Source organism: Streptomyces sp. (genome assembly GCF_036524955.1).
GTDB lineage: Bacteria > Actinomycetota > Actinomycetes > Streptomycetales > Streptomycetaceae > Actinacidiphila.
The window spans coordinates 1-15,319 of record NZ_DATDBG010000327.1; the positions used below are offsets into that span (position 1 = coordinate 1).

The following is a 15,319-nucleotide window of genomic DNA, read 5'->3' on the forward strand; positions in this document are numbered from 1 at the left end:
CGGAATTCGTGTGCGCGGTGAACATCTCCGGAGACCCGTTGCCGCTGCCCGCCGGCAGCCGGGTCCTGCTGGCCAGCGGACCGCTGGACGAGGGCCGTCTGCCCCAGGACACCGCAGTCTGGTACACCGCCGGCTAGTAACTGGAATGCCGGCGTCGGCGTCGGGTCCGCCCGTGAGATCCCGGTGGGCGGGCCGGGACCTCAGCTGGCGAACTGATCACCTGCCAGAACGTCATCAAGACGACCTCGCCCCGGTCACGGCGGAGCGCCACCAGGGGCCGTGTGCTCTGCTCAGGTTGCCGGGTTCCTGACTGTCCGGTGTGCGTGTGGGGGTGAAGAGAGGGGCTGGGAGTACAGCGTCGTGCGTGGCTCCCGGCACCGTCCGTCCTCCACGTCCCGATCAACGAGTACCGCCACGCTGCCTGACCGCGCAGCTCGCCGCAGCTCACAAGGCTGAATCGTATTTCCGAGCGGCACGCCACCACCCGGCATACGCAAACATCAATCCGTCGGCACTGGACCAGCAACCGAACCATCCCATTTGACTACCGGATGTCCCGCAGAAAGCCATCCAATCATCTCAATGGTTTCTCGGTGGCCCAATTTCGGCAAGGACAGGATCCTCCATGGACTGACATCCAAGCTCACCCATACCGCATTACGGTAAAGATTCATAAATACTATCACGCACCGAACATCGGCAGATCTCAGTCCTATCGCAGGCGGCGGCACGGCGTACATCCTGCTCAAGGACGAAGGGCAGCAGACGCAGGGCGGCAGCTCGCCGGAGGGCCAGCAGAAGAGCAACGGGGGTGGGGAGGCCGCCCCAGAGCCGGACGCCAAGCCCGAGCCGCCACATCCGACAAGCAGTCCCCTCCCACCCAGCCGGATCGCGCTGGTGTCCGGGTTGGCCGTGCTCAGTACACGTCGCGGACGTAGCGCTTGTCGGCGGCGAGTTGCTTGACGTACGCGGCGGCTCCGTCCTCGTCCAGGCCGCCGTGGGCGATGGCGGTGTCGCGCAGGGCCCGGTCGACGTCCTTGGCCATGCGGGAGGCGTCGCCGCAGACGTAGAAGTGGGCGCCGTCCTGGAGCCAGGACCAGAGCTGGGGGCCGTGTTCGCGGATGCGGTCCTGGACGTAGATTTTGGCGCGCTGGTCGCGCGAGAAGGCGGTGTCGAGGCGGGTGAGCGTGCCGTCGGCGAGGAGGGCGGACAACTCGTCCTCGTAGTAGAAGTCGGTGGTGCGGTGCTGCTCACCGAAGAACAGCCAGTTGGGCGCGTGGTGACCTCGGGCGCGGCGTTCGTCGAGGAAGCCGACGAAGGGAGCGACGCCGGTGCCCGGGCCGACCATCACCATCGGGGTGGCGGGGTCGGCCGGGGGCCGGAAGTGCGGGGCGGGTTGGACGAAGACGGGCACGGGGGTGCCGGGGTCGGCGTCGGCGAGGAAGGGCGAACAGACGCCCTGGCGGGGGCGGCCGTGCAGGTTCTCGTAGCGGACGACGGAGACCGTCAGCGAGATCAGATGGGGGTCGGTGAGAGGGCTGGAGGATATGGAGTACAGGCGGGGCTGAAGGCGTCCCAGGAGCCCGGCCCACTCCTGGGCGGTGGCGCGGACCGCGTGCTCAGCGACGACGTCGACCGCCTGGCGGCCCCAGGACCACTTCGCCAGCTCCTCCCTGTTGTCGGGGCGGAGCAGCTTCTTCAGTTCGCGCGGGTCGTGGGTGCGTTCGCTGACGAAGCGCAGCAGGTCGGGGGTGATCCTGGTGATGTCCAGGTGCTGGTGCAGGGCCTCGGCGAGGGGGAGCGAGCCAACCCCGTTCACCTCGACGGCCGTCGACGGGTCCAGGCCGGTCACCGCGAGCCATTCGGTGACCAGGTCGTGGCTGTTGGCCGGGCGGACGCCAAGGGCGTCCCCGGCTTCGTAGGTCAGCGGGGTCTCGCTGTCGCGGGTGTCGAAGGTGAAGCGGCGGACCTCCTTGCCCGCTCCGGGCAGGCTGAGCAGACGGTTGCCGGTGAGGCGGGCGGGGACGGAGGCACGCTTCTTCGGCGGCGCGGGGGCGGGCGCCGGGGCCCGGCCGGGATCCAGGGCGGTGAGGATCTGGTCGAGCCAGGCGTGGGCGTGGGGCTCGTAGTCCGGTTCGCAGTCGGTGCGCGGGGCGAGGCGTACCGCTCCGAGTTCGTCCATGCGCTGGTCCAGGCGGCGGCCGTGGCCGCAGAAGTCGTCGTACGAGGAGTCGCCGAAGGCGAGGACCGCGTACCGCACGCCGTCCAGGCGGGGAGTGTCGGGCGCGGTCAGGGCGTCCCAGAAGCCGGAGCCGTTGTCGGGGGCGTCGCCGTCGCCGAAGGTGCTGGTGATCAGCAGCAGGTCGGCGGCGGGCGGCAGCGCACCCGGGTGGGCCTGGTCCATGTCGACGAGGGTCGCCCGGTGACCGCCCGCGGTGAGCCGGTCGGCGGCGGCCGCCGCGAACTCCTCGGCGTTGCCGGTCTGCGAGGCCCACAGGACGACGACCTCCCGGACCTCCTGGACCGCTTGGCCCGCTGACCCGGCGGGCGGGGCCGGGGCCGCCGAAGGGGCGGCCCGGGAGTACATACCGGCCAGCACGCCGTTCACCCACAGCGCGTGCTCGGGGCTGAAGGGCGCGCCCGGCGGCAGCACCGGCACGCCCGGGGCGCCCGACTCCAGCCCGGCCAGGAAGCCGACCAGGTACTGGCGCTCGCGCTCGGCCAGTACGGGCGGCGGGGCGGCCGGGAGCCTGAAGACGCCCGCGAGGCCGGGTATGACAGTTGTCGGCGTGATCGGCGCGATCGGCGTGTCGGGCGCTGTTGGCGCGGCAGACGTCATCGGCTCGACGGGAGCCGCGACCGGTGCCTCCGCCGTCGCCGCGACCTTGGCCAGTGACACCGCGCACACCTTGAACTCCGGCTGGAAGGAGAGCGGGTCGACGGCGTCGCTGGTGACCGCGTTGACGCTGAGGTACTCCCCGAACAGGTCGTTCCAGTGGAAGGGCGCGAAGGCGCACCCCGGCCGCACCCGGTCCGTCACCACGGCCGGCAGCACCGCCCGCCCGCGCCGCGAGGCGACCTCCACCGAGTCGCCCTCCGCGATGCCGAGCGAGGCCGCGTCCCGCGGGTGCAACTCGACGAAGGGGCCGGGGTTGAGCTTGTTGAGTTTCGCGACCTTCCCGGTCTTGGTGAGGGTGTGCCACTGGTGCTGGAGCCGCCCGGTGTTGAGGACGTACGGGAAGTCGTCGTCCGGCATCTCGGCGGCGGGGAGGTGCGGGCGGGCGTGGAACACCGCCCGGCCGCTCGCTGTGGGGAAGGACAGGCGGCCGTCACCGTCCACGTACCGGATCGGATTGCGGTCCGGGCCGTCCACGGAAGCCGCGGGCCACTGGACGGGTGTGGCGCGCAGCCGCTCGTACGTCACGCCCCGCAGGTCGTAGCCGGTCTTCGGGTTCCAGGCACGCCTGATCTCCTCGAAGACCTCCTCGGCGCTGTCGTACGAGAACCCCTTCTCGTACCCCATCTCGCACGCGACGGCCGCGATGATCCGCCAGTCCGCCATCGCCTCGCCCGGCGGGTCCACGGCCTGCTGGGAGAGCGTCAGATTGCGCTCGCTGTTGATCAGCACGCCCTCGGTCTCGGTCCACATGGCGCCGGGCAGCACGACGTCGGCGTACGCGTTGGTCTCGGTGTCGGCGAAGACGTCCTGGGTGACCACGAACTCGGCCGCCTCCAGTCCCTCGATGACCGTCCTGCGGTTGGCGACGGAGGCGACGGGGTTGGTGCAGATGATCCAGCACGCCTTGATGTCCCCGTCGGCCATCTTCTGGAACATCTCGACGGTGCCCTTGCCGACCCCGTCCTTCCTGACGGTCCCCGAGGGCAGCTCCCACAGTTCCTCGGCGAAGGCGCGCTCCTCGTCCACCAGCACCGACCGCTGGCCGGGCAGCCCGGGGCCCATGTAGCCCATCTCACGGCCGCCCATGGCGTTGGGCTGGCCCGTCAGCGAGAACGGGCCGCTGCCGGGGCGGCAGATCGCGCCGGTCGCCAGATGCAGGTTGACCAGGGCGTTGGTGTTCCAGGTGCCGTGGGTGGACTGGTTGAGGCCCATGGTCCAGCAGCTCATCCACTCGCCCGCCTCGCCGATGAGACGCGCCGCCCGCCGTATGTCGTCCTCCGGGAGGCCGGTGATCGCGGCGACCGTCGCGGGCGGGTAGTCCGCGAGGAACTCCGGCATCCCCTCCCAGCCCTCGGTGTGCTCCGCGACGAACGATTCGTCCGTGTGTCCGTTCTCGTGCAGCAGGCGCAGCAGGCCGTTGAGCAGTGCCAGATCGGTCCCGGGCCGAATCTGCAGGAACAGGTCGGCCTTGTCGGCGGTCGCGCTGCGCCGCGGGTCGACGACGATGAGCTTGGCGCCGGCCTTGACCCGCTCCATGAGGCGCAGGAAGAGGATGGGGTGGCAGTCGGCCATGTTGGAGCCGATGACGAAGAAGACGTCCGCGTGTCCGAAGTCCTGGTACGAGCCGGGCGGGCCGTCGGCGCCCAGTGACAGCTTGTAGCCGGTGCCCGCGCTGGCCATGCACAGCCGCGAGTTCGACTCGATCTGGTTGGTGCGGACGAAGCCTTTGGCCAGCTTGTTCGCCAGATACTGCGCTTCGAGGCTCATCTGCCCGGACACGTAGAACGCCACGGCGTCCGGCCCGTGCTGGTCGATGATGGCCCGCAGCCGCCGCGCCGTCTCGCCGATCGCCGCCCGGGCGGGGGTGGGCGCCGGTTCCGCGTCGCGCCGGGCCCGTACCAGCGCTGTGGTCAGCCGCCCGGGGGCGGCCAGCATCTCGGCCGTGGTGACGCCCTTGGTGCACAGCCGCCCGAAGTTCGCCGGGTGCGCCTTGTCGCCGGACGCCTTCAGGACCGTTCGCCGCCCGTCGGGACCCATGCCGATGTCGAGGACCATCCCGCAGCCCACCCCGCAGTACGAGCAGACCGTCCGCACGTGCGTCGTGGTCGTGGTCACGCATGGTCCCTTCCGTGATCGGCTCCTGCCCCACGACTGTACGAAATGCCCGTTACCTGGCTGTCACGCGCGCTGATCACCGGCGATTACGCCCTCCGCACGGCTGCCGTCACGGGGGTGTGAGAACGGTACTGCGCGTTTACGACAAAGAAGCCAGGCTTTAATGCGCAGATGCGGTTTGATCACCGAAGAAAGCTTGCATATGCGGAAAAAGAGGGGTGTGTCAGTGGATGCCCTGACCGTGGGGCACGTGCCTCAGGAGGGGCCGTACGGGATCGGTGGCACGGGAGGCAGAACCCCCTGCGTCCAGGGTCGGACGCCACCGGCACGGGCGCACGCCGAAGCCACGCGTGGCGGGACACCGGTCACGGAACGTGCCCAAGCCCGGCCAGCCGCGCTGCGGCCGCGGCGAGGTGCGCCTCGCGCGTCCTCACTCCTGCTCGTCCAGCATGAAGGATCCGTACTCGGGCTTCCCCGCCCGTTCGTAGGCGCAATACTGCACGCCCACGCTGGTAACGCGGGATTCCGTGAGAGTCCAGGCGGCAGGGGTGGCGCCTTCGGTGAAGAGCCGCTTGCCGGTGCCGATGATCACGGGGTTGACGAGCAGCCGGTACTCGTCGACGAGGTCGTGCTGCTGCAGGGTGCGGATGAGGTCGCTGCTGCCCTGCGTCATGATCACGCCGTCGAGTCGCTCCTTGAGCAGTGCGACGGACTCCGCGGCCTCGCCCTTCAGCAGATGGGAATTGTGCCACTCCAGGCTGTTCCGGGTGCGTGAGGCGACGTACTTGGGCATGGCGTTGAGCTTCACGGCGATCGGGTCGTTCTGGTCGGTGACGCGAGGCCAGTGGGCGGCGAAGATGTCGTAGGTTTTCCGGCCGAGCAGGAGATGGTCGGCGGTCCGCTCGAAGACCCCCCTCATGAGACTCATGAAGTCGTCGTCGACGTACGGGACCTGCCAGCCGCCGTGCTCGAAGCCTTCATCGACGTCCTCGCCCCGGCCGCCGGGGGCTTGCATGACGCCGTCCAGAGTGACGAACGCGGTGACGATCAGTTTGCTCATGGTGCTGCCTTTCGGTGCGGACTGTGCCTGCACCCGGATTGACTCCCGGGCCGGCGAGAACTCATCGCCGGCTGCGACCGTCCGGTCTGGGTACATTCCGTGACCGGTGTCCCGCCACACGCGGCCCAGCTGACCACGATCACCGATCTGTCGCCGTACTCCTGGGCCACGCAGTGCCCCTCCGCGGCGCAGGCGAGGTCGAAGACGGTCGCGCTCCACTCAGCAGCCAGCGGCCTCGCCCGCGGCATCCGCTCTCGTCCTCGCGGCCCTCATCACCGTCCCGGCCGAACGGCGGGACAAGAACCGTGTGCACTTCTCCCTGCGGAACGGGGCGGGGAAGTTGACCCGTACCGCTCGACGCTGCACCGTCCACAGGCGTCCGGCCACCGGCCGGCCACCGGGCCGGTCGCAGGAGGGACTGGACGGCGGCCTTCGGTGGTTGTCGGACGCCCACAATGCCTGCACACGACGTGCCGGCGACCGGCCCCCTCCGGCCCGGAGGCCGCATGAGGCAGCCGCACGGCACCCTCCGTGGGACCCGCCCGGTCAGGCAGGCGTGGAGGCGGGTCCGTACATGCTGCGAACGCGGTCGAGGTAGGTCTCGACGCGGTCCTGCTCCGACGGGTTCCCGGCGAACCACCGCGCGAGCTCCGCGCGGATCGCGGCGGCGTCAGCGGCGATCGTGGGGTCGTGCCGGTGCAGGCGGGGAGTCTCCAGGTACGTGTACAGCTCCACGGGGGTGAGGCCGTGCGGGTTGACCGCCGCTTCCAGCGTCGCGTGCGCGGCGCTGTCCAGGCGCGCGAATCGGTGGGCCTCCCGCGGCGAGGGCTCCTCGGGGGCCGTCCGCCCGGCCACATTCAATTCCACCCGCGCGCCGTTCACATACAGCAGCGGGACGCCGCGGCGCAGGCAGAACGTGACCGCCTCGGCCACCGTCTCGATGATCGGCTCGCCCGCGTCGTTGAGCGAGGTGTTGCAGAGGATCGGCACCCCGCTCGCCGCGTGGAACGCCTCGATCGCCGCGCGCAGCAGCCCGCCCGAGTCCCGCGGCACGGTCTGCACGCGGGCCGAGTCGTCCAAATGGGACACGGCGGGGATCAGCTTCCGCCGGTTCTCCCGGATGGGGAAGGTGCGCAGCATGTACGGCGAGTCCACGGCCCCGACGAACCAGTCCGCCGCGTGCTCGGCGAGCACCATGGGCGCCACGGGACGCCACCACTGCCGCCGCTTGATCTCGTTGAGCGCGTCCTTCGACGCCGTTCGGGTCGGGTCGGCCAGCAGACTGCGGTGCCCCAGCGCACGCGGACCGACCTCGCTCGCGCCCTCCAGCCACCCCACGGGGCCTCGCCCCAGATCCGCCACGAATACGTCCGGGTCCCAGGTGTCGACCGACGCGACCAGGCCGTCGAAGTCGCCCACGGCGGGCGCGGGGCCGACCTCCGGCCCGAGGTAGGCGCCGGGCAGGCGGAAGTCGATCCGCTCGCCGCCCGCGCTGAACATCGCCAGAGCCAACCCGATCGACTGCCCGCTGTCGTTGACACACGGCGGCGCGAGGAACCCGCGGAAGCCGTAGCGCTCCACCAGGTGGCTGTTGCCCGGGCAGTTCAGCGCGAAACCGCCCGACAGCGCCAAGTCCGTCTCGGCGCAGTCGATGCCGAACCGCTCGACCGCCCGATCGACGTTGCGCTCCATGACGCGCAGGCAAGCCGCCTGCACGAGCTTCATGGTCATGCTGACCAGATTCTCGTGCTCGCTGAACCGGTCGTCGAGACCACGCGCCGACCCGTCAGCGAGCGCCGCGCGCGCGATCTCGTGGGCGCGGTCGACCGCGACGCGTGCATTGCGCACCACCTGCGGGTCACCGGACGTGCCGTCGCCGACGCCCCAGAACTCCAGCGCGCCCAGCACCTGCTCCCCGTCTCCGCCGCAGTCGGCCTGTGAGGCCGTGGCCAGCGCCATCAGCGAGCCCGCGCGCAGGCCGAACAGCTCGCGCGCCGAGTCGTAGAGCCGGCCCGGAGACTCGACGGGGAAGTAGGTGGCGACACCATGGTCGACGTAGGCACCCGCGTAGTAGTTGCGCGGGCGGTCCAGAAAACAGTCGGGCAGCCCGTCCACCGCAAGGCAGAGGATCCGTCCGCCGTGGAACCTCGCTGATTCCATCATCACCGCGCTGAAAAGGTGCGCGAAGCTGTGCATCGGGAGATCCTCGGCGAAGACCGGGTAGGTGACCTCCGCGCCCAACCAGGGCGTGCCCCACACGGCCTGGAGCTCCTCGCGGCGCACGTTCTCCGACCGCAGCAGCCCGTCGAGGAAGGCCCAGGCGTCGGCGGCGGTGGTGAACCCGGCCCCGTGTTGCTTGAGGCCGCTGAGCCGCTCCATTTCCCAGTTCCGCACGAGAAACACAAAATCGCCCTGCTTACGCCAGAGTGAGACATTGTTGTCGTGTCGGGGCCACACCCCGAGAAGGCGCGGAATGCCCGGTGGAGTCAGATAGGTCGACAGATACCAGCCGTCTTTCCAGACGGCCGTCGCGCCAACTGCTCCACTCACCATGTGCCACTCCTGCGGGTCGTTGCGCAGCCTTCGAACTGTTTATCCGTTGGTCGCTCGGGGATATTGGCGTCGGTCGATGACGGATCGGGCGACGTCGGCCATGCACGCTAACCGTTGGTGACCACCGGTGGGTCTGTTTTCGAAAACTCCGAGTCGTCCGCTCCGTCTCAGTTCAGACGAGCTGCGCCCGATTTTGATCGTTTCAGTCGGGGTGTGGGGCCGGGGCTTGACACGCCCCTTCGGCGGAAGCTAGCGTCCCCCCACTTCGGGGCGGGGAGATTACCAAGCACAGTCGGCTGCTTTGTGGCGGGCTGCCGCCGTCCCACTTGACACCGGCGGGTCGGGGGCATTCACCAATGGGCATCGGCTTACATTTCCCGCAGGCCCGAGACGCGTCGGGGGACGAGTGGGCAAACATCGCCGCCGAGGTCCTCGCCGTGGATTCGACGGCCGTCGATGCGGCCGCGGGGACGCATGGCTTCGTCGCGCTGGGCGGCACGTCGATCCGTGCCATCGAGTTCGCCGCACGCCTGGCGACCGAGCTCGGCATCGGCGTCGAGGTGAGCCGCCTGCTGGCCGACGTGCCGCTGGCCGATGTGCTCGCCGCCGCGGAGCCGCTCACGCCCGCCGCGCCTGCGCCCACCGCGCCCACCGCGCCCACCGCGGGCGGGCCGGTCCTGGCCGGGCAGCACGGGATGCTCACCACCGAGCTGCTGCACGGCGGCCGCGCCTTCCACCTCGTCTTCAGCGCACGCGTCCGCGGCGCGCTGGACCTCCAGCGGCTGACGGCGAGCCTGGACGCGGTGACAGCACGGCACGAGGCGCTGCGGACGGTCTTCGAGCGCACGGCCACCGGCTTGCGCAGGCACGTCCTGGCGCGCCACCGCGCCGTGGTCGTTCGCCAGCGCGGGTTCCAGCTCGACCCGGCCGACCCCGTCGACGCCCTCCACCGCCACCTCACCGCCACGACCGGGCATCTGCTCGACCCGTTCGCCCTGCCGCCCGTCGCGTTCGTGCTGACCACGCTCGCCGACGACGACCACGTGCTCACCCTGGCAGCCCACCACGCTGTTCTGGACGGCTGGTCGATCGGCGTGCTCTTCCGCGAGATCTTCCGGTGCTACCAAGGAGTTTCGCTGCCCGACCCGCCCAGCGCGGAGTTGCTGGCCGCCGCCGAAGAGGCATCCGTGCGGGCAGGCCGCGCCGAGGAGCTGGTCCGCACACTCGACTTCGACGGTGAACAGGTCCGCTTCCCGGTCGATGGCGGTGTGGAGCCCGCAGAGGACGGTCAGGGGGCGGTCTACACGTTCGCGCTGGACGAGCCCACCAGGCTGGCTTGTGTGCGCTTGGCCGCCGAGCTGGCGATTACCCGCAACGCCGTGCTGCTCGGCGCGTGGTCGTTCGTGCTCGCCAGGCACACCGGCCGCGACAGCCTGCTGATGGGCGTGCCGGTCGCAGGGCGCACGTCCGCGACCAAGGACCTGGTCGGCCTGGCCACCAAGCTGGTCCCGGCGCGCGTCACCGCCGGCGAGACGCCCGCCGCGCACCTGCGCGCCGCCTCCCGCGCGCTGCACGCCGCCCTGGCCTACGACGACGTGCCGCTGGAGCGAGTGGCGTCCCTTGTGGAGGGAGCCGCGGGCAGGCGCAACTCGGTGGTCCAGGTCGGCTTCGCCGCGCAGGACGACCTGTTACCGGACGCGTTCGACCTCGACGGCCTGCGGGTCGAGCTGCACGAGGGCCACACGGGCGGGTCCACCTTCGACGTGACGCTGGTGGTGCGCGGTTGGGGCGGGCCCGGAGAACTGGCGATCGAGTACGCCACGGCGAAGCTCGCCGCCGCCGCCGCGGCCGCGCTCGCGGAGTCGCTCGCCGCAGCAATCGCGCAGTTCGCCGCCTGCCCGGACCGGCCGCTGCGTGAGATCGACGCGCTGACCCCCGAGCAGCGGGCCGAGCTGGTCGCCGCGGGTGCTGCCCGACCGGTGACCTGGGAGCGCGGGCTCTGGGCCGGGATCGAGGCCAGGGCGCGACAGCAGCCCGACGCGATCGCGGTCCGCGCGGGTGAGGACGTGCTGACCTATGCGGAACTCGTGGACGCCGCCGCTCGCACGTCCGCCGCGCTGGCCGACGCGGGCGTGCGCGCGGGCGACCGGGTGGTGCTGGATGTGCCGCGGTCCGCGTGGGAGATCACTGCGGTGCTCGGCGTCGTGCGGCTCGGCGCGGCCTACGCCGCGCTGGGCGACGCTCCTCGGGCCGCAGCCGAGCGGATGCTGCGCACGCTGGAGCCCGCCGCGGTGATCACGCTCGGGACCGAGGAGCGGTGGTACGACTTGCTGCCGGGGCGTCCCTCACTCGACGCGCGCGCCGCTGCCCGATCGGCCGCTCCGGCGGTGCCCGCGGCCGAGGAGCGGGACCGGCCGGTCTACACGTCCTTCACATCCGGGTCGACCGGAACGCCCAAGGGCGTCCGCGTCGGCGAGCACGCCGTGCTGCGGCTGGTCCACGGAGCGGACTACGCGGAGGCGGCCGCGGCCCGGGTGTTCGCGCGGATCGCGCCGCTGGCGTTCGACGCCTCGACCTTCGAGATCTTCCATCCCCTCACGCACGGCGGCCGGGTCGAGGTGCTCGACCCCGGCATGCCGGCCCCGGCTGGGATCGCCGACTTCCTGACCACGCGCGAGGTCAGCGGCGCCTTCCTGACCACGACGCTGTTCCGGCTCGTGGTCGACCACGCCCCCGGCGCGTTCACCGGGCTGGCCCTGGTGATCACCGGGGGCGAGGTGACCCCCGCGGAGCACGTGCGCGCCGCTCTGCGGGCCGCGCCCGGCCTGCGCGTAGTGCACGCCTACGGGCCGACCGAGAACACGACCTTCACCACAGTCGAGCCGTACGACGAAGCGGCGGCCGTGCCGCCGCGGATGCCGATCGGCCGTCCGGTGGCAGGCACCGGGGTCGTCCTGCTCGACGCCGAGGGACGGCTGTCCCCGCGCGGGGCGGTCGGCGAACTCCACACCTACGGGACGGGCCTCGCCTTGGACTACGCGGGCGATCAGGAGGCGACTGCGGCGGCGTTCGGCCGATTCTGCGCGCACCTGCCGCACCGGCTCTACCGAACGGGCGACCTGGGCCGGTGGGACACGCGCGGCAGGCTGGAGTTCGTCGGCAGACAGGACCGCCAGGTCAAGGTGCGCGGGCACCGCGTCGAGCTCGACGGCGTCCGGCAGTGCATCGCGGCGCACCCCGACGTCGCCGATGTCAGCGTCTACACCGACGCCGACGGCACGGACCTGCGGGTGGGGGCGGCACTCATCCTGCGGGTGGGCGGCGCGGAGGCCGACGTGCGCGCGCACGCCGCGCGCGAGTTGCCCGCGTTCGCTGTGCCCGTGCTGTGGTCGGTGGTCGACCAGTTCCCGTTCACCACCAACGGCAAGCTTGACGTTGCCGCACTGAGCCCGGCCGCCACCCTGGTGCCCGCGCCCGCCCTCGCGCCCCCGCCTGCCGTGTCCACTTGGGACATGGGTGAGCTGGAGGACCTGGTGGCGCGGGCCTGGGCCGATGCGCTGGGCGCCGACGACTTCGGCTACGACGACCCGTTCTTCGACATCGGCGGTGACTCGCTGCTGATGGCGACCGTCCGCGACCACCTGCGGCGAGAGCTGCCCGACCTGAAGGTCACCGTGCTCCAGTTGTTCAGCTACCCCACGGTCGCCGAGCTCGCGGCGTTCCTTCACGAGAAGATCGATGCCCGGTGAGCCAGGAGCCGGTCGCGGTCATCGGGATGGCGGGCTCCTTCCCCGGGGCGGCCACCGTGGATGAGTTGTGGGCCAACATCGCCGACGGGGTGGAGAGCATCACCCGCTTCACCTCCGAGGAGTTGGAGGCCGCCGGGGTACCCGCTGCGGTATACACCGACCCGGCGTACGTACCGGTCAACGGTGTGCTCGCGGGGGCGGACGAGTTCGACGCCGAGCTGTTCGGGTATCCGCCGCGCGAGGCCGCGCTGACCGACCCGCAACAGCGGGTGCTGCTGCAGTGCGCTTGGGCCGCGCTGGAGAACGCGGGCCACCTCGGCGAGCGCGACGTCGCCGTGTTCGCGGGCGTCGGGCTGAACACGTACCTGACCCGCCACGTGCTCACCCGGCTCGACGTGACCGAGGCCCTGGGCATCCTGCCGGTGATGCTGGGCAACGAGAAGGACCACGCGGCGACCAGGGTGGCGCACAAGCTGGGGCTCACCGGCCCCGCCGTGACAGTGCAGACGTCGTGCTCGACCTCGCTCGTCGCGATCCACCTCGCCGTGCAGAGCGTGCTGCGCGGCGAGGCGGGGCTCGCGCTGGCGGGCGCGGCGGCCGTGACCGTCCCGCAAGTCAGCGGGTACACGGCCGGCCCGGGAGACGTGGCGTCGCCGGACGGGCAGTGCCGCGCCTTCGACTCCCGCGCACGCGGCATGGTGCCGGGTAACGGCGCGGCGATGGTGGTACTCAAGCGGCTCGACCGCGCACTGGCCGATGGCGACGAGGTGCACGCGGTGATACGCGGGTCCGCCATCAACAATGACGGCGGCCGCAAGGCCGGCTACACCGCGCCGAGCGTGCGGGGCCAGGCCGAGGTGATCGCCGCGGCGCTGGCGGCGGCCGACCTGCCCGCGAGCGCGGTGTCCTACGTCGAGGCGCACGGCACCGCGACCGAGGTCGGCGACGTCATCGAGGTGGCGGCGCTGACCGAGGCGTTCCGCATGGCGGGCGGGCACCCGGGACGCTGCGGCATCGGCAGCCTCAAGCCGAATATCGGGCACCTGGACGCAGCGGCGGGCGTGGCGGGATTGATCAAGGCCGTGCTCGCGCTGCGCAACGAGGTGCTACCGCCGAGCATCAACTTCGACGAGCCCAATCCGGACATCGATTTCGCGGCGGGTCCGTTCCACGTTCAGGCCAAGGCTGAACCGTGGCCGCGGGGCGAGACGCCGCGCCGCTGCGGGGTCAGCTCCTTCGGACTGGGCGGCACCAACGCACACGTCGTGCTGGAAGAGGCGCCACCGCGCGCCTCACGCCCCGATCAGGCCGCCGTCGAGTTGGTCGCGGTGTCGGCGGCGACCGCCGAGGCTGCGGACCAAGCACGCGCGCGGTTGGCCGCGCACTGCCGCGAGCGTGCCCCGCGCCTGGCCGACGTGGCGGGGACGCTGCGCGAGGGCCGCTCCGAGCTCGCCTACAGGTCGGCCGCCGTCGTCGGCCGCTTGGACGCGTTGGCCGACGAACTCCCGCGCGCCGCGCGCAGGGCGAGCAAGCCGCGCACGGTCGCGTTCCTGTTCCCCGGCCAGGGCGGCCAGCGGGCCGGGCTGCTGGCGGGCGCCTACGACCGTTTCCCCGCCCTGCGCGCCGCGGTGGACGAGTGCTCCGCCTTGTTGTCCCCCCGCCTCGGGGTGGACCTGGCCACGGTGGCGGCGGACCCCGCGGCCGACGTCGCCGTCGATGACGTCCGCCTGGCGCAGCCGCTGATGTTCACCGTCGAGTACGCGTTGGCCAGGCTGCTGGAGTCGTGGGGTGTCCGGCCTACCGTCCTCATCGGACACAGCCTCGGCGAGTACGTCGCCGCGGCTGTCGGCGGCGGCTACGACCTGGCCGACGCCGCCCGGCTGGTCGCCGAGCGTGGAACGCTGCTGGACTCCGCGCCGCCCGGCCGGATGCTGGCCGTCGAAGCCGCGCCCGACGACCTGCGCCGCAGGCTGCCCGCCGGCCTGTCGCTGGCCGCGGTCAACGCGTGGAACTCCGTGGTGGTCGGCGGCGCCGCCGACGCGGTCGAGCGGTTCGGCGCCGAGCTGCAGGCGGAGGGGACCAGGGCGACGCTGCTGCGGATCTCGCGGGCCTCGCACTGCAGCCTGCTCGCGGGCATCCGGGGCGAGCTCCACGCGGCCGCCACCGGGCTCACTGCCCGGCCGACGAAGGTCGCCATCGCCTCGAACCTCACCGGCGAACTGTTCCGCCGCGGGCACCGCTTCACCGCCGACTACTGGGCGGATCACCTGGTGGAGACCGTGCGTTTCGACACCGCCCTGCGGAGTGTGCTGGCCATGCCCGAGCCGGTGCTGGTCGAGGTGGGCCCGGGCAGCGCGCTCATCGGTCTCGCTCACCGCGAGCCCGAGGCCCGGCCGCGGCTGGCGGTGACCATGCTGCCCACCGCGGGCGACGAGGCGGGCGTGCTCACCGCGGCCGCCGAGCTCTGGATGGACGGCGCCCTGCCCAGCCTGCGCAGAGTCGAGCCGGGGCGCGAGTTCGCCCGCACGGCGCTGCCCACGTATCCGTTCGCCCGGGTCCGGCACTGGCTGGAGCCCGGTACCGCCCTCGCGCCCACCGCGCCGCCGGACAGCGAGCCCGCTTCGGTCGTGGCCGCGGCGGCCGAGCCCGCCGCAGCTGACCCGGCCGCCGCGGCCACAGCCGCCGTCGCCGACACGGTCGCGCGGATGTGGCGGGCGCTGCTGGGTGAGGTCGAGGTCGACCTGACCGCGAACTTCTTCGCCCTGGGCGGCGACTCGCTGCTGATGGTCCGGCTGATCGCGCAGATCCGCAGGGACTTCGGGGTGGAGCTGTCGCTGCGCGAGGCGCTGGTCCAGCCTACCGTCGAGGCCCTCGCCCGGCGGATCGTGACACGGCGGGAGGCGGGCGCGTGAGCGGCGACCGACTGCACGACCTGGTGGTCGC

The 15,319-nt window shown here is 71.8% G+C and carries 5 protein-coding genes; 2 read left to right on the forward strand and 3 right to left on the reverse strand.

From position 1 onward, the window contains the following. Positions 1-916 precede the first annotated feature (916 nt). The 3 genes from VIW71_RS25745 to VIW71_RS25755 form a co-directional block, all read right to left on the reverse strand. On the reverse strand, positions 917-4,954 hold the full coding sequence (locus VIW71_RS25745; RefSeq protein ID WP_414720848.1) for a molybdopterin-dependent oxidoreductase: 4,038 nt from the start codon (positions 4,952-4,954) through the stop codon (positions 917-919). A gap of 490 nt (positions 4,955-5,444) precedes the next feature. Next, positions 5,445-6,074: a dihydrofolate reductase family protein gene (locus tag VIW71_RS25750; protein WP_331625033.1), complete on the reverse strand. Its 630-nt coding sequence runs from the start codon at positions 6,072-6,074 to the stop codon at positions 5,445-5,447. A 546-nt stretch (positions 6,075-6,620) separates the two neighbouring features. Then, positions 6,621-8,468, reverse strand: coding sequence for a carbamoyltransferase C-terminal domain-containing protein (locus VIW71_RS25755; RefSeq protein WP_331625034.1), 1,848 nt, complete (start codon positions 8,466-8,468; stop codon positions 6,621-6,623). A 515-nt stretch (positions 8,469-8,983) separates the two neighbouring features. Here VIW71_RS25755 and VIW71_RS25760 point away from each other — a divergent pair. Both VIW71_RS25760 and VIW71_RS25765 read left to right on the forward strand, forming a co-directional pair. Then, complete coding sequence (locus tag VIW71_RS25760; RefSeq protein ID WP_331625035.1) at positions 8,984-12,376, forward strand: AMP-binding protein; 3,393 nt, start codon at positions 8,984-8,986, stop codon at positions 12,374-12,376. Beyond that, complete coding sequence (locus VIW71_RS25765) at positions 12,373-15,288, forward strand: type I polyketide synthase (RefSeq protein WP_331625036.1); 2,916 nt, start codon at positions 12,373-12,375, stop codon at positions 15,286-15,288. The genes VIW71_RS25760 and VIW71_RS25765 overlap by 4 nt, the downstream gene beginning before the upstream one ends. The last annotated feature ends 31 nt before the right edge of the window (positions 15,289-15,319 follow it).